This is a genomic window from Mariniflexile ostreae (assembly GCF_042427585.1).
GTDB classification, from domain to species: Bacteria; Bacteroidota; Bacteroidia; order Flavobacteriales; family Flavobacteriaceae; genus Pseudalgibacter; species Pseudalgibacter ostreae.
Map to the genome: position 1 here is coordinate 18,496 of NZ_JBHMFC010000008.1, position 20,136 is coordinate 38,631.

The 20,136-nt window shown below is 35.0% G+C and carries 18 protein-coding genes; 16 read left to right on the forward strand and 2 right to left on the reverse strand.

Going from position 1 to position 20,136, the window contains the following annotated elements:
- Positions 1 to 64: 64 nt before the first annotated feature.
- Positions 65 to 2,986: an FAD-binding and (Fe-S)-binding domain-containing protein gene (locus ACFFU9_RS02265; RefSeq protein ID WP_379859743.1), complete on the reverse strand. Its 2,922-nt coding sequence runs from the start codon at positions 2,984 to 2,986 to the stop codon at positions 65 to 67.
- A 144-nt stretch (positions 2,987 to 3,130) separates the two neighbouring features.
- On the opposite strand from ACFFU9_RS02265, the gene ACFFU9_RS02270 reads away from it, so the two are divergent.
- The 16 genes from ACFFU9_RS02270 to ribB all read left to right on the forward strand — a co-directional run bounded on the left by ACFFU9_RS02270 (position 3,131) and on the right by ribB (position 19,624).
- Positions 3,131 to 3,622 (forward strand): hypothetical protein, encoded by a 492-nt coding sequence (locus ACFFU9_RS02270; protein WP_379859744.1) that lies wholly within the window; start codon positions 3,131 to 3,133, stop codon positions 3,620 to 3,622.
- A 183-nt stretch (positions 3,623 to 3,805) separates the two neighbouring features.
- Positions 3,806 to 5,251, forward strand: coding sequence for a RimK family ATP-grasp domain-containing protein (locus ACFFU9_RS02275; protein WP_379859745.1), 1,446 nt, complete (start codon positions 3,806 to 3,808; stop codon positions 5,249 to 5,251).
- A 1-nt stretch (position 5,252) separates the two neighbouring features.
- Positions 5,253 to 6,479: a glutamate-cysteine ligase family protein gene (locus ACFFU9_RS02280; protein WP_379859746.1), complete on the forward strand. Its 1,227-nt coding sequence runs from the start codon at positions 5,253 to 5,255 to the stop codon at positions 6,477 to 6,479.
- Complete coding sequence (locus ACFFU9_RS02285) at positions 6,476 to 7,168, forward strand: N-formylglutamate amidohydrolase (protein ID WP_379859747.1); 693 nt, start codon at positions 6,476 to 6,478, stop codon at positions 7,166 to 7,168. The genes ACFFU9_RS02280 and ACFFU9_RS02285 overlap by 4 nt, the downstream gene beginning before the upstream one ends.
- Positions 7,169 to 7,252: 84 nt before the next feature.
- Positions 7,253 to 8,071 (forward strand): 3-methyl-2-oxobutanoate hydroxymethyltransferase, encoded by an 819-nt coding sequence (gene panB, locus ACFFU9_RS02290; protein ID WP_379859748.1) that lies wholly within the window; start codon positions 7,253 to 7,255, stop codon positions 8,069 to 8,071.
- Between the two features lie 172 nt (positions 8,072 to 8,243).
- Positions 8,244 to 8,939 carry an RluA family pseudouridine synthase gene (locus tag ACFFU9_RS02295; RefSeq protein ID WP_379859749.1) on the forward strand — a complete coding sequence of 232 codons (696 nt, stop codon included), beginning with the start codon at positions 8,244 to 8,246 and terminating at the stop codon, positions 8,937 to 8,939.
- 108 nt (positions 8,940 to 9,047) lie between these two features.
- Positions 9,048 to 10,532 carry a Na+/H+ antiporter NhaC gene (nhaC, locus tag ACFFU9_RS02300; protein WP_379859750.1) on the forward strand — a complete coding sequence of 495 codons (1,485 nt, stop codon included), beginning with the start codon at positions 9,048 to 9,050 and terminating at the stop codon, positions 10,530 to 10,532.
- Between the two features lie 141 nt (positions 10,533 to 10,673).
- Positions 10,674 to 11,312, forward strand: a complete 639-nt coding sequence (locus ACFFU9_RS02305; protein ID WP_379859751.1) for a peroxiredoxin — start codon at positions 10,674 to 10,676, stop codon at positions 11,310 to 11,312.
- 81 nt (positions 11,313 to 11,393) lie between these two features.
- Entirely contained in the window at positions 11,394 to 11,702 is a 309-nt protein-coding gene (locus tag ACFFU9_RS02310) for a thioredoxin family protein (RefSeq protein WP_379859752.1), read from the forward strand.
- Positions 11,703 to 11,752: 50 nt separating this feature from the next.
- Positions 11,753 to 12,010, forward strand: coding sequence for a DUF6952 family protein (locus ACFFU9_RS02315; RefSeq protein ID WP_379859753.1), 258 nt, complete (start codon positions 11,753 to 11,755; stop codon positions 12,008 to 12,010).
- A gap of 357 nt (positions 12,011 to 12,367) precedes the next feature.
- Complete coding sequence (gene tpx, locus ACFFU9_RS02320) at positions 12,368 to 12,865, forward strand: thiol peroxidase (RefSeq protein ID WP_379859754.1); 498 nt, start codon at positions 12,368 to 12,370, stop codon at positions 12,863 to 12,865.
- Positions 12,866 to 12,870: 5 nt separating this feature from the next.
- Positions 12,871 to 13,239 carry a diacylglycerol kinase gene (locus ACFFU9_RS02325; RefSeq protein WP_379859755.1) on the forward strand — a complete coding sequence of 123 codons (369 nt, stop codon included), beginning with the start codon at positions 12,871 to 12,873 and terminating at the stop codon, positions 13,237 to 13,239.
- 119 nt (positions 13,240 to 13,358) lie between these two features.
- Positions 13,359 to 15,731: an FtsK/SpoIIIE family DNA translocase gene (locus ACFFU9_RS02330; protein WP_379859756.1), complete on the forward strand. Its 2,373-nt coding sequence runs from the start codon at positions 13,359 to 13,361 to the stop codon at positions 15,729 to 15,731.
- A gap of 16 nt (positions 15,732 to 15,747) precedes the next feature.
- Complete coding sequence (gene lolA1 / locus ACFFU9_RS02335; protein WP_379859757.1) at positions 15,748 to 16,386, forward strand: outer membrane lipoprotein periplasmic chaperone LolA1; 639 nt, start codon at positions 15,748 to 15,750, stop codon at positions 16,384 to 16,386.
- 97 nt (positions 16,387 to 16,483) lie between these two features.
- Positions 16,484 to 18,448, forward strand: a complete 1,965-nt coding sequence (locus ACFFU9_RS02340; protein WP_379859758.1) for an LptF/LptG family permease — start codon at positions 16,484 to 16,486, stop codon at positions 18,446 to 18,448.
- 15 nt (positions 18,449 to 18,463) lie between these two features.
- The gene (ribB, locus tag ACFFU9_RS02345; protein ID WP_379859760.1) at positions 18,464 to 19,624 is read left to right on the forward strand and encodes a 3,4-dihydroxy-2-butanone-4-phosphate synthase; all 1,161 of its coding nucleotides are present in this window, start codon (positions 18,464 to 18,466) and stop codon (positions 19,622 to 19,624) included.
- Positions 19,625 to 19,739: 115 nt separating this feature from the next.
- On the opposite strand, the gene ACFFU9_RS02350 is transcribed toward ribB, so the two are convergent.
- Complete coding sequence (locus ACFFU9_RS02350; protein ID WP_379859761.1) at positions 19,740 to 20,129, reverse strand: response regulator; 390 nt, start codon at positions 20,127 to 20,129, stop codon at positions 19,740 to 19,742.
- Between the last annotated feature and the right edge of the window lie 7 nt (positions 20,130 to 20,136).

The window sequence follows — 20,136 nt, forward strand, 5'->3', positions numbered from 1 at the left end:
CTAACTACAAGTTTTTTAAAAGTCCCTTCTTATCTTTTATTTTGTTTAAAACAGTAAAACTTTACTAAAGCAAAGCTGCTCTTAATATAGAAATGGGATGCTGGGCATCACGCCCGGTACCATCTTTTATTTGATGTCTACAACTCGTACCATTAGCTGAAATAACAGTTGTTTCAGGAGCATGCCTAACCGCAGGGAACAAGGTCTGCTCTCCTATCTGCATGCTTAGGGCATAATGTTCCTTTTCGTATCCAAAACTTCCTGCCATACCACAGCATCCACTTGGAATAATGCTAACCTTATAGTTTTTAGGAAGGTTCAGAATCTTAAAACTAGAAAGCTGATTGCTTAATGCTTTTTGATGGCAATGCCCATGGAATTTAATGGTTTTAGCTTCTAAAGTAAAATGATCTGCTGTAATGTGACCCTGTTCGATTTCTTGAGCAATAAATTCTTCTATTAAAAAAGTATTTTTTGATAACGCTTCTGCAGAAACTTTATCATCAGCTAAACGCAAATATTCATCTTTAAAAGTTAAGATCGCCGAAGGTTCAATACCAATAAGCGGCGTGTCTTTTGAAATTAAATCCTTAAAAACGGCCACATTCTTGTTGGCTAAATCTTTAGCCTGTTGCAATAATCCTTTTGATATAAATGCCCGTCCAGATTCCTTATGTGCTATGATTTTCACTTCATAATGCAAAGACTTTAAGAGTTCGAGCGCATCTACCCCTATTTCGGTATCCAAATGATTGGTAAATTCATCATTAAACAAATAAACGGTCTTTATATGCAAACTTGCAACACTTTCCTTTTTAAAGGACTGAAACCTAACACTCAAACTCTTATTTGAGATTAAGGGCAAACGTCTTGCTTTGGCAATCCCAAATGCCTTTTTTAATATTGAAGCGGTAATTTTATTGGAAAACATAAAATTCGGAAGCTTATAAAACCGACTCCCAAATGCATTTAAACCATTATTATAAGCGAATAACTTTGTACGTAAAGATACCCCGTTTACTTTTTGATATTGATAAAGAAACTCGGCTTTTAAGCTCGCTACATCCACGCTGCTCGGGCATTCGCTAGCACAGGCTTTACAGCTTAAACACAAGTCGAAAACATCCTTTAATTCGGTATGGTTAAACCTATTTACTTGATTAGAGTGGGTTAAAAACTCACGTAAAGCATTGGCTCTTGCTCGCGTGGTATCTTTTTCATTTCTTGTCGCTCTAAAACTGGGGCACATGGTACCACCAAATTCGGGTAGCTTCCTACAGTCTCCAGATCCGTTACACTTTTCTGCTTCCCGAAGAATGCCCATAGAAGGCGAGAAATCCATCAAGGTTTCTATTTCTGGTTCTTCTCTATCGGGTTCGTATCGTAACGCTTTATCCATAGGGAAAGCATCGACAATTTTACCAGGATTGAATATTGTATCCCCATCAAAAACTGTTTTGATGCGTTTTAAAATGTTATAATTTCGAGTACCAATAAGCATTTCTATAAATTCGGCACGTACGATCCCATCACCATGTTCACCGCTCATGGCACCGCGATATTTCTTCACTAAAAACGCGACATCTGTGGTTATTTTTCTAAATAAAGCGACATCGTCACGCCTTTTTAAGTTTAAAATAGGCCTTAAGTGCAATTCTCCAGCTCCGGCATGCGCATAGTAAATGGCTTCTTGCCCATGACGTTTCATCAGCTGTGTAAATTCCTGGATATAATTTGCGAGATCTGGAAGCGCTACCGCAGTATCTTCTATACAAGCTGCCGATTTTTTATCACCTATAATATTCCCTAAAAGTCCTAAGCCCGCCCTGCGCAACTCCATAGCTTTATCAATATCGTCTTCAATAAGTATGGGTGTGGCATAACTCAAGCCCGAGGCCTCAATGCTATTAAACAATTTTTGAGCAAGGGTTTTTACCTCATGTATGGTATCTGCACGCACTTCACACATTAAAATGGCTTTGGGATTGCCCACAATACAGGCCCTATTTTCTTGTTGGGTCTTATTGTGTTTGGTGCAATCTAAAATGGTTTTATCCATCATTTCACAGGTGTACAAGTCGTGTTCCATTACCAGTTCTACAGCCATTAAACACCCCTCTATACTTTCAAAATGAGGCATCACCATAACACGTTCTTGCGGTGGTAATTTATCGAGTTTTAATGTTATTTGTGTGGTAAAAGCGAGTGTTCCTTCGCTTCCGGAAAGTAGCTTACACATATTAAATGGCTCTGAACCGTTTGAAAAAACTTCCGATTTTATAAGCGCATCAATAGCATATCCTGTATTTCTTCTATGTATTTCTGGTTTTGGAAATTCGGTTTTTATATCATTTTGAACAGTTTCTGGACTCAATGCCTCATACACGGTTTTATAAATACGGCCTTCTAAGGTGTTTTCTTTTGTTTTTGCATGAAATACTTCTGCAGACAATTCCCCAAAAACCACCTCGCTACCATCACTTAAAATGGTATGAAGTTCCAAAACCTTATCGCGAGTTACCCCGTATTTTATAGAGGTTGTTCCCGATGAATTGTTCCCAACCATTCCACCGATCATACAGCGGTTTGATGTAGAAGTATTAGGTCCATAAAATAAACCATAAGGTTTTAAAAAAAGATTTAAAGCATCCCGAACGACTCCCGGCTGCACAGTAACGGTCTGGTTATCTTCATCAATCGCTAAAATAGCGGTAAAATATTTAGATACATCAACAACAATTCCTTTCCCTACGCATTGGCCTGCTAAAGAGGTGCCAGCTGTTCTCGGTATCAATGCTGTTTTATGCCGTTTTGCAAAAGCAATTAAATGCTTGATATCTGTATTGTTTTTAGGATAAGCCACCGCCAATGGCAGCATTCTATACACAGAAGCATCGGTTGCATATAAGGATTTTATTAAATCATCATAAAAAACCTCTCCTGAAAGCACTGATTTTAAAGTAGCTAAATGTTTTTCTAGGGACATGAATGCTATTTTTTTTGTAAAACTAAAAAGAAGTTAAAGGTATGTAGATTTTTGTGTTTATTTTTGTAAAAAAATCAGGATTACTTTAAAAGACTTTTTAAGATGTATTCCGAAAAATAACTATTGAAAAAAAACTAAAAAATTATGAAAAATTTACTTTTATTGGCAATCGCTTTAATAGGCTTTTCGTTTGCTTCCAACGCACAAGACATTTCTGAAAATGCCCTTGGTTTACGATTAGGAGATAGTGATGGTTTTGGGGCAGAAATTTCTTATCAACGCGCTTTGGGTAGCAACAATCGTCTTGAAGTCGATTTGGGCTGGAGAGATGGTAGTAATTATGATGGCTTTAAATTGGCTGGATTATACCAATGGGTATGGAATATTGAAGGAGGTTTTAATTGGTATGCTGGCGCAGGTGGAGGACTTGGTTCCTTTAGTTTTAATAATCCTGGCGGTAAAGATTACTCTGATACATTTGTTTTTATAGCTGGAGATATAGGAATTGAATATAATTTTGATATTCCATTACTTTTATCTTTAGATTTTAGACCAGAAATTGGTTTTGGAGATAATCGTTATGATAACAATGATTTGGATTTTGATATCGCTTTAGGGATTCGCTATCAATTCTAAATTGTAGAAATTCACATAATTTAAAAAGCGTCTCATTAGACGCTTTTTTTGTACCTTAAAAGTATAAAGCTCACTATTTTCAATGCCTTCAAAATATAATTTAGAAAACAGGGCTTCTATGTAAAAGCAACGAAAAAATAATATATTTTTGTTTAAAACATTTATGGCTTTCATGATACACCAATGAACAAATATATAGTTGTTAATCAGCCAGATGAATGGCGTTTCTCTACCGAGAACCTCACGGTTATTTCATCGCAAGAGTACCTTACCAATCCTCAATATTCATTACTAAAAAAGGCCCGTATATTTAACCTTTGTAAAGATTATTCGTATCAAAGCAAAGGCTATTATGTGTCTCTTTTAGCAGAAGCTAGGGGGCATATAGCTGCTCCAACTGTACAGAATATTGTAGATTTAAAAGACTTAAAACTTGTTAAGATTGTTTCAGAAGAATTTGATGACATCATTCAACAAAGTTTAAAAAACATCAAATCACAAGATTTTGTTTTAAGTATTTATTTCGGTCAGAACGTGGCCCAGAAGTATAAAAGTTTAAGCGCGATATTTTATAAGCATTTCCAAGTGCCATTTTTACGTGTTAAATTCAACCATACTACCAAATGGAACATCCAAAGTATTAAAGCGATTTCAGAATCTGAAGTCCCTTTAGACCATATTAGTAGTGTACACGAATTCGCAAATCAATATTTTTCAAAAAAACGTTATGACACTCCAAAACTAATCACTTCAGATTTTGATCTGGCTATTTTGGTAAATCCCAATGACCCTGCGCCTCCAAGCAATCCAAAAGCACTTAAAAAATTTATTGAGGTTGCAGAAAAGATGAATATTTATGCCGAAATCGTTGAACCCAAAGATTTGTCCAGGTTATCTTCATTTGATGCGCTTTTGATAAGACAAAGCACCGAGGTTAATAACGAAGCTTATACCTTTGCTAGAAAAGCCCAGCAAGAAGGCTTAGCCATTGTAGACTACCCCAATGCCATTTTAAAATGTTGCAATAAAGTGTATATGGCCGAAGCACTTGAAAATGCCCATATTGCTACACCAAAAACCATCATCATCCATAAAGATAACAGAGATAAAGCGCTTGAATTTACAGGATTGCCCTGTGTTTTAAAAGCTCCAGATTCCACATTCTCTTTTGGTGTAAAAAAAGCAAATTCTAAAGAAGAGTATCATACTTTGGTTTCTAAAATGTTAAAGGAATCGGATTTAATTATTGGTCAAGAGTACTGTCCGTCTGATTTTGATTGGCGTATTGGTATTATAGACGACAAACCATTTTTCGCTTGTAAATACTATATGGCAAAAGGCCATTGGCAAATTTACAATTGGAGTGCCCATAAAAAAGACGATCAAGATGGCAATGCCGATTGTTTGCCTATAAATGAGGTGCCCAAAAAGGTTTTAGACATGGCCATAAAATCGGCTAAACTTATGGGAAAAGGGTTGTACGGCATCGATATCAAAGAAGTGAACAAAAAACTTATGGTTATAGAAATTAATGACAATCCCAATATTGACTTTGGGGTTGAAGACCGGTTCTATGGCGATTTGGTATATCAAGAAATCCTATTGGCCCTAAAAAAACGATTGGAATAACATGAAAAAAAAATATCATTTATTTGAGGTATACGGTATCGAACTCGAATACATGCTCGTTTATAAAAAAAGCTTAAAAACAGCAGCAATAGTAGATGCGTTATTAACGGCAAAAAATGGGGCATTAACATCAGATATTGAAAATGGCCCTATAGCATGGAGCAATGAGCTTGTAGGCCATGTTGTGGAACTAAAAACCAATGGCCCAACAAAGAATTTAAATTCGCTATCGGATCTGTTTCATCAAAACATTATTGAAATCAACACCCTTTTAAAAAACTTTAATGCACAGCTGCTACCTACGGCATCTCACCCTTTAATGAACCCGCTTACCGACACAATGCTCTGGAAACACAACTATAGCGAAGTGTATGAGTTGTACAACAGATTGTTTAATTGCAAAGGCCATGGGTGGAGCAATGTGCAGAGTACACATATTAACTTACCGTTTTTTAACGATAACGAATTTAAACAGCTGCATGCCGCCATTAGGATATTACTGCCCCTAATACCAGGGTTGTGCGCCAGTTCTCCTATACATCAAGGCCAAGATACAGGATTTAAAGATACGCGATTGGAATATTATAAAACCAATCAAAAAGAAATCCCCCAGCTTACAGGCGTAGTAATACCAGAGGCCGTATATACAACACGAGATTATTACACCACTATTTTTGAACCTATAAAAAAGGCAATTAAACCTTATGACACCGCCCATATTTTAGAGCATCATTTTTTAAATTCTCGAGGAGCAATCGCCCGTTTTGATAGACATGCTATTGAAATCCGGTTGGTGGATATTCAAGAGTGCCCAAAGGCAGATATTGCCATTTGCATTCTTATTATTGAAGTTATAAAATTACTAGTAAGTGAAAAACTTAGTTCTTTAAATTTACAAGAAACATGGCATGAGCAGGTGCTTTTCGATATTTTAAACCCTATTATAAAAGATGCCGAAAATTACCATATCCCCCATGTAGAATATCTCAATCTGTTTGGAATAAATGAGTCTATCGATGTAAAAGCCCTCTGGAGCCATTTATATACTCTAGTAAAACCTGCAATAGATACCTCGCACCACGAGGCAATCGAAACCATTCTAAATCACGGCACTTTAGCGACCCGTATTTTAAAGGCCATTCAAAATGATTTTTCTGAAAACCAGATTATAAAAACCTATCAAAATTTAGCAGATTGTTTACATAACAACACCATGTTTGTACCGTGAAACTGATACTCACTTGTGAACATGGCGGGAACCATATCCCTAAAGAATATGAATCCTATTTCAAAAACAAAAAAAACGTTTTAAATTCCCATCTGGGCTATGATTTGGGGGCTTTGGATATTTTTAAAACTTTAGCTCCGCTTGCTAATTACGCACATTATAGCGAAACAAGTCGCTTATTGATTGAGTTAAATCGATCGTTACATCACCCCAACTTGTTCTCGACAATAACAAAACCCCTAGCTAAAGACTTAAAAGCAGAAATTATAAGCACCTTTTACCATCCTTATAGAATTGCGGTGGCATCTAAAATAAGAGACTATATAAAATATAATGAATGGGTGGTTCATCTATCCATACATTCCTTCACACCTGTTTTTAAAAACACGGAAAGAAACTGTGATATGGGATTGTTATACGACCCAAAGAGGAAGCTAGAAAAACAATTCTGTAAACAATTAAAAAGCAGCCTAAACGCTAAAGATGTTAATTTAAATATCCGCTACAACTACCCCTACTTAGGCAAATCTGATGGTTTTACAACTTATTTACGAAAAACATTTCCCAAACACTACATGGGCATAGAATTAGAAGTGAATCAGAAGTTCTCAGATACCAATATTATTAGTTCCCATATAAAAGAAGTCTTATACCAGAGTTTAAGAGAACAATTTAAAAGCTGCTTTTAAAACATGGGCTGCTTTTATAAATAGCATATCGCATTTATAGCTCCAATATATTTATTACTTTTACGGCTTTAAAATATAAGATATATGTCGACAGCTAAAAAAGAATATAAACGCGTTACCGTAAAAACATTGGTGGATATGAAAGCGCATGGAGAAAAAATATCCATGTTAACAGCTTACGATTATTCCATGGCCAAAATTGTGGACGGTGCAGGCGTCGATGTTATTTTGGTGGGCGACTCTGCAAGTAATGTTATGGCAGGACATGAAACCACCTTACCCATTACTTTAGACCAAATGATTTACCACGCTTCCTCCGTGGTGCGTGCCATTACTCGTGCTTTAATAGTAGTAGACCTTCCTTTTGGGAGCTATCAAAGTGATCCTAAAGAAGCATTGCGTTCTGCCATCAGGATTATGAAAGAAAGCGGTGCACATTCTGTAAAATTGGAAGGTGGTAAAGAGGTTAAAGAATCTATAAAACGTATTTTACATGCTGGAATTCCCGTTATGGGCCATTTAGGCTTAACACCACAGTCCATATACAAATTCGGCACTTATACAGTAAGAGCTAAAGAAGAACAGGAAGCAGTAAACTTAATAGAAGACGCCAAAATGCTAGAACGTATTGGTTGTTTTGCTATTGTTCTTGAAAAAATCCCTTCCGATTTAGCCAAAAAAGTTGCAGAAAGCGTTAGCATTCCCATTATCGGGATTGGTGCTGGACACGATGTAGATGGTCAAGTATTAGTATTGCACGATATGCTGGGCATGACCCACGAATTTAATCCACGATTTTTACGTCGCTATTTGAACTTATATGACGACATGACCAATGCTATCTCACAATATGTAAGTGATGTAAAACGTGTAGATTTCCCTAGTGATGAAGAGCAATATTGATTGCAACGAACACCATTTTTTTATACTTTCAAATATGACGATAGGTAACCAAATACATTAGGTGAACACCGAATTAAAAATCATCATAAAAATAATAGCAAAATTTAAACTAACTATTTAATTTACACTATAGTCCCTCTCCCTAAGAAGTCCAATAACCCAATGCTTTAGAATGTCTAAAATATTATCCAATAAAACAAACCTTCAGGTACTATACGAAGACAATCATATTATCATTGTAAATAAGCGTGCCGGTGATATTGTGCAAGGTGATAAAACAGGAGATAAACCCCTAAGCGATGTCGTTAAAGAATACATTTCAGACAAATACAACAAACCAGGAAACGTATATTTAGGCGTTGTTCATAGATTGGATCGGCCCACTACAGGAATCGTTATTTTTGCGCGAACCAGTAAAGTGCTTCCTCGTTTAAATGCACTTTTTGCATCTAAGGACATACATAAAACCTATTGGGCGATTGTAAAAAACGAACCTCCAAAAACAGAAGACACCCTAATAAATTGGCTGAAAAAGAATCCTAAAAATAATAAGTCTACTGCATATCCCAAAGAAGTAAAAGATAGCAAAAAAGCCATTCTTCATTATAAATTAATACGAAAACTAGACCATTATTATCTAGTAGAAGTAAATTTGGAAACGGGCAGGCATCATCAAATCCGTTCTCAGTTGTCAACGATAGGATGTACCATTAAAGGCGATTTAAAATATGGGTTCGATAGGAGCAATCCAGACGCCAGCATCCATCTTCATGCGCGAAGCATTTCATTTGAACATCCCGTAAAAAAAGAGCTTTTATATATTTCTGCACCACCTCCAAAAGACGCTATTTGGGATGCTTGTTTGTAAACACATAGATATTGTTATAAAAAAATTATGGATGAAAGATGATTTTCTAGTATTTGCAGATTATAAATCAAAATCGTAACATTACCCCTATAACGTTAAACCCCATCTATGGATAGCCAAGACATTAAGCCAAGTGACCCCCAAGACGAATCGGTACTAGAAAATAAAGAACTAAGCCTGTGGGAAGCTTTAATACCTGTTTTTGCGTTAATCTTAATGTTATTTTATAATGTTTTTTTTGTTTTTGGAGATGATGCACTTAGCGGAAGCAATCAGTTTATATTATTACTTGGTGCTTCTATAGCGGCAATCGTTGGCTTTTTCAATAAGGTTTCTTATAAACAGATGTTAGAAGAGGTCGCACAAAATATAAAATCGACCACAGGCCCACTGCTTATATTGCTTATGGTAGGCGCACTTGCAGGCACATGGCTAATAAGCGGTATTATCCCTTCTATGATTTATTATGGATTACAAATTTTAAATCCTACTATATTCTTAGCAGCCTGCGTAATAATCTGTTCTATAATTTCGGTAGCCACAGGCAGCTCCTGGACCACTTCCGCCACGGTAGGCATAGCGCTAATTGGTATAGGTGAGACTTTAGGGATTTCTTTAGGCATGACAGCTGGAGCAGTACTATCTGGCGCTTATTTTGGTGATAAAATGTCACCTTTAAGCGATACCACAAATCTAGCAGCAGCTATGGCAGGGGCTGATCTTTTTGATCACATAAAATACATGGCGATAACCACCATTCCTACTATTGCCATTACACTGCTCATTTTTATCATTATAGGACTAAACATCGATACCACAGGAACGCCAGACGTTACCGATAAACTGACCGCCATAGATCACGCTTTCCATATTTCACCTTGGCTATTTTCTGTACCTATACTTGTAATAACCATGATTGTAAAAAAAACATCTCCTCTTATAGCACTTTTAGTGGGGACTCTTTTAGGAGGTCTAGCGGCCATTATAGCACAACCAGATATCATAATGGTTATTGCCGAAAGCAACACTTTAAACTTTCACACGGCATATAAAGGTATCATGAAAGCCATAACGGTAGATATATCTGTAGCCACTAACAGTACAGAACTTAACGATTTATTTAGCTCTGGGGGCATGAGTGGTATGTTAGGTACCATATGGTTAATTCTTTGTGCCATGGTTTTTGGAGGGGTCATGGATGCTATTGGAGCTTTATCAAAAATAAGTGATGCTTTGCTAAAACTCGCCACTACCACTTTCGGTTTGTTTGCCAGTACAGTAGCCAGCTGCTTAACTATTAATTTAACGGCATCCGATCAATATCTAGCTTTGGTGGTTCCTGGAAAAATGTTTAAAAAAGCTTATCAAGACAAAGGCCTGGCTCCTGAAAACCTATCTCGAACTTTAGAAGATTCTGGAACCGTAACCTCTGTACTTATTCCTTGGAACACTTGCGGTGCTTATCACTCCGGTGTGCTAGGTGTTCCTGTTGCCGATTATTTTTTCTTTGCCATCTTCAATTGGCTAAGCCCTTTTATAACCCTCCTGTTTGCTGCGTTTTCCATTAAAATTAAACAGATCACATCTAAATAGCTTATCCTTATGCGGATTTAAACACGTAATAGGTTTACTCTATCTAAATATAAGGAATTAAGATTTTATTCGCTTTCTAAATAGGCTTTTCAAGCTTATCTTTGCCATAAGAAAAATCAGTAACACATAAATTACAATAATATGGCATTAGTAGGAAAAAAATTCCCAAATTTAAACGTTGACGCAATGAATGATATGGGCGATACTTTTAAAGTAAACGTTCTAGAAGAAGCAGTCAAAAACAAGAAAAAAGTTCTTTTATTTTGGTATCCAAAAGACTTCACTTTTGTTTGTCCAACAGAATTACATGCGTTTCAAGCGGCATTAGGTGAGTTTGAAAAGCGTAATACAATCGTTATCGGAGCGTCTTGTGACACCCCAGAAGTTCATTTTGCTTGGTTAAACACATCTAAAGATAATGGTGGTATTGAAGGTGTAACTTACCCAATATTAGCAGATAGTAATAGAAATTTATCCAATATTTTAGGGATTCTTGACATTACCAACGAAACCTATGATGATGAAACGGGTATCGTACAGTTAGAAGGAGATAACGTTTCTTACCGAGCAACATACCTAATCGATGAAGATGGTTTAGTACAACATGAAAGCATTAACAATATGCCATTAGGCAGAAATGTAAACGAATACCTACGTTTAATTGATGCTTTAACACACGTTCAAGAAAAAGGTGAAGTTTGTCCTGCAAACTGGGAAGAAGGTAAAGATGCGATGAGCGCTAACAGAAGTGGTGTTGCAGATTATTTAGCTGCACACTAAACAAAAACATGTAAAACCCCAAATTCTAAAATTTCTAACACAGTTGGAATTTGGGGTTTAAATTTTAAAAACTTATAAATTATGGTACAAGAAATAGAGCAAGATAATCTTAATGACATTGTTTCAAGTAACGACACAGTAATTGTTCAATATTCGGCAACTTGGTGTGGAAACTGTAGAATCATGAAGCCCAAGTTTAAAAAACTGGCTACAGAAACCGATGGTGTCTCTTTTGTAATCGTAGATGCAGAAAAATTTCCTGAATCGCGTAAAATGGCCACAGTAGACAACTTACCTACCTTTGCTACTTTTAAAGCTGGTAAATTTGTAAATCAAGTTCAAACTAACAAATTCGAAGTTTTAAAGGAACTTGTTAACGAAGTTTTATAAGGAAACAAATAAGATTTTCACTTTCTTTCGGAAATATAAAACAAGATAACATGAAATTACCAATAATAAAACACCTTACCCAATTTATCGAGGAAAATGATGAAGATTTCGTTCTAGAAACTATCGAAACCTTAGAAGCTTTAACAGAAGTGCCTTCTTTAAAAGATGAAGAGTTAGATGTTATAGGAGAACTTATCTCCAACATGTATGGAGCCATAGAGGTAAACAAAATGATAAAAGATGGCACCGCCAAAAAAGAAGCGCTAAACAGCTTCATGAAACGTGTTATGGGGTCTATTGACACTTAATATTGTAAAATTATAATAAAATTTCATTTGGGTTTAAAAATTAAAGATGATATGGCATATAAAAGCCTCCTATGTTAAAAACGTAGGAGGCTTTTATATAAAAAAACACCTTAGCAAATTAAATATACAAGACATATTTGATTATAAAATAATTTTATTGTACGTGCTCTCTTTTATAGCGCGATTTAAAGCACTCTATATAAAAAATTCAAGAAAAAAGAACATAACATACAGCGTATTTAATGTATAAAAGCATGTAACGCACACCGTTAGCAAAAGGCATAAAAATCTACTAATCTAATTCAGTCTAATTCTTATTTAATTAGTATTTTTATTGAAAATTTAAAAAAACAAAAAATGGCAACAGTAACTTTAAAAGGAAATAACATTGAAACATCTGGACAATTACCTAAAGTAGGTAGTGCAGCACCAGATTTTAAATTAACATCAACCGATTTATCTACAAAACGTCTAAGTGACTTTAAAGGCAGTAAAGTGGTACTAAATATTTTTCCAAGTGTAGATACTGGCACATGTGCACAATCTGTTAGAGAATTCAATACAAAAGCCAGTGAAATGGAAAACACAAAAGTATTATGCATTTCACACGATTTACCATTTGCCCAAGCCCGTTTTTGTGGTGCAGAAGGTCTCGAAAATGTTATTAGCTTATCCGATTATAAAGATGGTAGCTTTGGAAAATCTTATGGTTTAGATTTTGTTACAGGCCCTCTTGAAGCTTTACACTCTAGATGTGTTGTTGTTTTAGATGAAAATGGAACTGTAAAATATACAGAACAAGTAAGTGAAACTACTAACGAACCTAATTACAAAGCGGCACTTGAAGCTTTATAAGCGTAATGGAAACAAAAGATTCGTTTCTTGTTAATAGAATAAAAAGTGTTGGCTTTGCGTTTAAAGGTGCTGTATTGCTCCTTAAAACCGAAGCCAGCATTAAAATACAATTCACCATTGGGCTTTTAATGACCGTGGCAGGATTTTATTATCAAATCTCAAATGCAGAGTGGATGATCCAGCTACTTGCTATCGGACTGGTTATGAGCATTGAAGGCTTGAACACTGCAATTGAGGAAGTTGCAAATTTTATACATCCTGAACAACATGTAAAAATTGGACTTATAAAAGATTTGGCTGCTGGAGCCGTGTTTATCGCTTCCATATTTGCCATGGTTATCGGGGGTATCATCTACCTTCCCAAGATTTTTTAAAAACGCCCCTACCCTACATTACTATTTTTTAAAATGGCGTTTTGTTACCATTAGTAATTTGTATTTTTGTGGCATCATAACTCTATTTTAAGACCCCAATTTGAAACCCTAATCCATTAATGGCGAAAAAAAAAACAAATACTAAAACGACAAGAAAAAAACTCAAATTTCCAAGTCTCAAATTATCAAGCCAACAAAATCTTGTGCTCGGTAGTTTTTTGGTGATTTTTGGAATGGTATTATTTATTGCATTTGTTTCCTTTCTTTTTACAGGGGATGCAGACCAAAGCACCTTGTCTAATTTTGCTTCACGTGATGTCAAAACAGAAAACTGGCTAAGTAAATCTGGGGCATGGTTAAGCCATTTCTTTATAAATCAAGGATTTGGAATTTCCTCATTCATCATTTCTGGTCTCTTGTTTCTTTCTGGTATTTATGTATTATTAAGTCGTGAAAAATCGAAATTAAGAAAGCATTGGTTCTGGGGGTTACTTATCATGGTTTGGTTCGCTGTTTTTTTTGGTTTCTTCGGAAATGAAATAGGGATTCTTGGAGGCGTTGTAGGTTATGAGATTAACAGCTATCTTCAAGATTTTATTGGAAAAATAGGAACCTCTTTCCTCCTTCTCTTAGGCCTGATCACTTATTTGGCTATTCGTTTTAAGTTAACTGCAGAAAGTTTTATACAATTATTTAAATCTGCGCAAAGCAAAATAAAAAACGATTTTTCTGAAACAGACGATGAGTTTGTTGTACCTATTGACAATAACTTATCTGAGGAAGCTGCTACCATAAAAAAAGCATTTGATATTCCATTAAAAACCAAAACCCCCGACCCTATTCCTATAAATAAACCCACTCCTTTAAAAGTTGAGCCACAACCGCCGGTAGAAGAGCAAAATGAATTGGAAATCAATATTGAAGAAATAGAAGAAGAGCTTTCGGAAACTGATAATCTTGCCAATAAATTGGTAGAAGATTTCGGTCAGTTCGATCCTACTTTAGAGTTGAGCCACTATAAGTTTCCGCCATTAGATTTACTCAAGAAGTACGATTCAGAAGGCATAACCATCAACCAAGAAGAACTTGAAGAAAATAAAAACAAAATTGTTGATACGCTAAAGAACTATAACATTGGTATTGCAAGCATAAAAGCGACTATTGGTCCCACGGTTACACTTTACGAAATTGTGCCAGACGCTGGTATCCGCATTTCCAAAATAAAAAACCTTGAAGATGATATTGCACTCTCGTTATCGGCCTTAGGCATACGTATCATTGCTCCTATTCCTGGAAAAGGCACTATAGGTATTGAAGTGCCCAATAAAAGCTCCACTATTGTGTCCATGCGCTCGGTGATTGCTTCAAAAAAATTCCAAACCTCCGACATGCAACTTCCTATTGCACTTGGAAAAACGATTAGCAATGAAACTTTTGTGGTAGATTTAGCTAAAATGCCGCATTTACTAATGGCAGGAGCTACCGGACAGGGTAAGTCTGTAGGACTAAATGCTGTATTAACCTCTTTATTGTATAAAAAACATCCTGCAGAAGTTAAATTTATTTTGGTCGACCCTAAGAAGGTTGAATTAACGCTTTTCAATAAAATTGAACGTCATTATTTAGCCAAATTACCAGACAGCGAAGAAGCTATTATCACAGACAATACTAAGGTTATCAATACGCTTAATTCCTTATGTATTGAAATGGATAACCGTTATGAATTGTTAAAAAATGCGCTGTGTAGAAATATTGCAGAATACAATGCCAAGTTTAAGGCACGGAAATTAAATCCCAACGAGGGGCATCAATTTCTACCATACATTGTTTTAGTTGTAGACGAGTTTGCAGATTTAATCATGACTGCTGGTAAAGAAGTAGAAACCCCTATTGCACGTTTAGCACAGTTGGCCAGGGCAATTGGTATTCACTTAATCATTGCAACACAACGGCCTTCTGTAAATGTTATTACAGGAATTATTAAAGCTAACTTCCCGGCACGTATTGCTTTTAGGGTGACCTCAAAAATAGATTCACGCACTATTTTAGATGGCTCTGGTGCCGATCAATTAATTGGTCGTGGAGACATGCTTTTTACACAAGGTAACGACATGATTCGGGTACAATGCGCGTTTGTAGATACGCCTGAAGTTGAAAAAATAACAGAATATATTGGGTCTCAGAAAGCTTATCCAGATGCTTATTTACTGCCAGAATATGTGGGAGAAGATAATGGCACAAGTCTTGATATAGATATTTCGGATAGAGATAAATTATTTAAAGAGGCTGCCATCGTGCTGGTAACGGCACAGCAAGGTTCGGCCTCTTTATTACAAAGAAAATTAAAATTAGGGTACAATAGAGCCGGTAGGTTAATAGACCAATTAGAAGCTGCAGGCATTGTAGGCCCGTTTGAAGGCAGCAAGGCCAGACAAGTGTTAATACAAGACCTAACCTCTTTAGACACCCATTTAGAAAATGAAAATATTTAATATATATACTACTAAAATGAAAAAAATTATTATCATTCTTATTGTGCTTCTTAATTTCAATGCCATGGCCCAAAATAACAAAGGGAAACAATTGCTAAAAGAAGTTTCGGCTATTGTTAAGGGGTATGAAAACATCTCTATAGATTTTAAATACGCTTTAGAAAATACTTCTGAAAATATAAAACAAGAAACCAAAGGGGATGTCGTGCTTCAAGGTGATAAATACAAATTAAATATTCTTGGAATAACACGTATTTTTGATGGAAAAATGCTCTATAATATTAGTCCAGAAGATGAAGAAGTAACCATTTCAAAATCTAAGGATGATGATGAAAGTAATATTACACCAAGTAAAATGTTGTCGTTTTACGAAGACGGCTACACCTATGCCATGGATATAGTGCAAAATATAAAAGGCAGAAAAATTCAATATGTAAAATTAATTCCAATTGATTCTAATTCCGAAATAAACCACATCCTTTTAGGTATAGATTCACAAACCAAACATATCTATAACTTAATTACGCTTGGCAAAAATGGTTCAAAAACAACTTTAACGGTTAATTCTTTTAAAACAAATGAGCCTTTGTCGAAAACCTTATTTACCTTTGACGCCAGTAAATACAAAAATTATTACATCAATAAACTAGACTAAACGGGATCTAGTACCGAAAAAAGACACAAAGCAATTGAATAAAGTGCGGTGTTCTACTTTACGGTATACATCTTTATATTAAATTGGTAGAACTTGCGTGAAAATACTAGACAGATACATACTAACCACTTATTTACGGACTTTTATAAGTGTGTTTTTAATACTCATGCTTATTTTTATTTTACAGTCCGTTTGGTTATACATTAAAGAATTAGCGGGTAAAGACTTAGCTATAGGTGTTATTTTAAAATTTTTAACCTACGTTACACCCACGTTAATGCCTTTAATAGTACCACTTACCATACTTTTAACTTCTATAATGGTATTTGGTAGTTTTGCAGAAAACTATGAGTTTGCTGCTATGAAGTCTACAGGAACATCTTTGCAAAGGGCCATGTCTGGACTAAGTGTTTTTATTGTAGCACTTGCAATCTTAATGTTTTTTATAGCCAATACTGTCATTCCTTGGGCTAATTTTAATTTTTATAATTTACGAAAAAACATAGCAAAAGTCCAACCTGCAATGGCAATTGCCCAAGGCCAATTTAATGAAATTGAAACCTATAACATTAAGGTTGAAGAAAAATCAGGAGATAAAGGGCAGTTCTTGAAAGATGTTATTATTCATATCAAGCAGGATAATACGGTTATAAAGGCTAAAACAGGCGAATTATTAAGTGAAGAAAAATCAGATGTTTTAAAATTAAACCTGTACGACGGCAATTATTATAAAGATTTCATTCCTAAAAGAAGAGAGGATCGAGAAAAGTATCCCTTTTCAAAAAGTAAGTTTGATAAATATACGATTAACATCGATTTAACCCAGTTAAACGAAGAAGTCGATATTGATGACAAAACCTACACTAACAGATATAACATGTTAAACATAAGTGACTTAGATTATACTATTGATTCACTTTCAAAAAGAGAAAAACTAGAATTACAACAATTCTCAAAAAAATTGCACATGCGTACCGGTATTTCTTCCTTACGTAGAAATTACCAAAAACCTGTTATAGACACCGTTTATACCGGTAATATTTTAGATTTATATGATACCTCTGAAAAATTGGCTTTAATTGAAATAGCATCAAATTCTGTAAGAGCTACGCCATCCATATTAACAACGCAAAAAGCGACTGCAAAGGTATCTACCATTGTTTTAAATCGTCATATAATTTCATTACATGAAAAACTATCTCTTGGATTTGCATGTATCATTTTATTTTTTGTTGGGGCACCATTAGGCGCTTTAATACGAAAAGGAGGGCTTGGGCTACCCATGGTTATCGCCATATTGCTATTTTTAACGTATCATTTTATAGGTATTTTTGCAACCAATAGTGCTAAAGATGGCACTTTAAACCCTGTATTTGCTACTTGGTTTTCTACTTTGGTTATGATGCCGCTTGGTGTTTTTCTAACGCGACGGGCCACTGCCGATAAAGGGCTGTTTGAGCTAGGGAATATTATTGAACCCATCAAAAAACTATTCGGAATTAAAACTAATGATGAAGATGATGAAACAAGCGATTATTCAGACTTCCATAGGTTTAAATTTGAGAAGCTAATCGATATTATAAAAAACCATGAGGCTTATGGTTATAAGGAAACTAGCCGATACGAAGCGATTAGAGTACTAAATGGTAGAAACAAAACCCACGACGATTTACTAAAAGAGGGTGTCGTGTTTAAAAAAGATTACAAAAAAGCACAAACCATAGCAACAGATTATTTTAAACATTCTAACTTCTCAATAGCATTATACGGTATAGGTGCTGTGCTTTTAGGCTTGTTTTTTGTCTTTAAAAGCAATGAAATGTTTTCTTTGGCATCGGCATCCATTCAGCTTAGTTTCGTATCTTTTGCTTTATATTTTATCTATTATATTAAGACCTTTATCAATTTATCAAATTTTTATAAACACATAAGGGAGCACGCTAAATTTCCAAATATTATAATTTTTATTGCTGGGATTCCCCTATATATGGTTACGTATATTTTTCTAAACTCAAAAGTTAAAGAAGATTTAAAACTATATTGTTTGGAATCATTAAAATAACAACACCTTTTTATTATGACTGCATTTATTGAAACCTCGAAAAAGAAATCGGCTTTTAAACTCAACACCATTCATGAAGCCATTGATGATATAAGAAACGGAAAAGTCATTATTGTGGTAGATGATGAGAATCGTGAAAATGAAGGTGATTTCGTGGCTGCTGCCGATATGGCAACACCTGAAATGATAAACTTTATGGCGACCCATGGAAAAGGGCTTATTTGCGCACCTCTAACAGAAACCAGATGTAAAGAATTAGATTTAGGTATGATGGTACGCCATAATACCGATCCCATGGAAACGGCATTTACTGTGTCTGTAGATTTAAGAGGTCACGGGGTAACCACTGGTATTTCTGCTGGAGACCGATCAAAAACAGTAAAAGCCCTTATCGATCCAAGCACAAAACCTTTTGATTTAGCCAGACCAGGGCATATATTCCCTTTGGTGGCCAAAGAAGGAGGGGTTTTAAGACGAACAGGACATACCGAAGCAGCAATCGATTTTGCTCGTTTAGCAGGTCTAAGCCCTGCAGGCGTTATTGTAGAGATTATGAATGAAGATGGTACCATGGCACGTTTACCAGAACTGATTAAAGTCGCTAAAAAATTAGATCTTAAAATTGTTTCTATTGAAGACTTGGTCGCTTATAGAATGCAGCACGACTCATTAATTGAGAAAAAAGAAGATTTTGAAATTGAAACGCGCTTTGGCAGTTTTAGATTAAGAGCTTATAAACAAACCACTAATAATCAAATCCATATTGCTTTAACAAAAGGCCAATGGAAGGACGATGAGTCGGTTTTAACCAGAATTAACTCTACGATGCTTAATAATGACATATTAGGCACTATTACCAAGAATGTAGACAAACAGCTGGTAGCGATGTTTAAAGTTATTAATATTGAAGAGAAAGGGGCTATTATCTTTATAAATCAAGAAGCCCAGTCCATGAATATTTTAAAAAGGTTACAGGTTTTAAAAGAGAACCAATCCCCTAATACTATTTTTAAAGCGCCCAAAATAGATATGGATACTAGAGACTTTGGTATTGGTGCGCAAATACTACACGATTTAAACATCCATAAACTTCGCTTAATTTCTAATACAGAGCAAACCAAACGGGTAGGCTTAATTGGATATGGTTTAGAAATTGTAGAATATGTAAAGTATTAAACAAACACATAAAAAAGAATAAAAAAAGAGCGATAAAGTTATATTATCGCTCTTTCTTGTTTTTATTATTAACTGCTTTTATCAAAGTCTGTTCTGTTAAAAAAATAAATATTCATTAAAAAAACTCTTTCAACAGCTCGCCTAATTTATTCGTATCTAAAGGTTTAATTAAATATTTTTTAACATAGGGATTGTTATTTGATTTTTCAATATCAGCAACATTATGCGATGACGTAAGCATAATGATATGAGTGTTTATCTTTTTTTCTTCCATAAATTTTCCAAATATCTCTAAAAAACCAAATCCATCCATTTCTGGCATTTTTATATCTAAAAAAATAAGTTCTGGATACTGATCTTCTTTATTCTTTAAATATTCCAAAGCTTCAATAGGAGAGCTTTTAATAGTAATCGTTTTAGCCACATTTGCTTTTTCAACAATATATTGGTTAATATAATTGTCTATACTATTATCATCAATCAATAAAACTTCTTTTAAATTCATGGCAGAT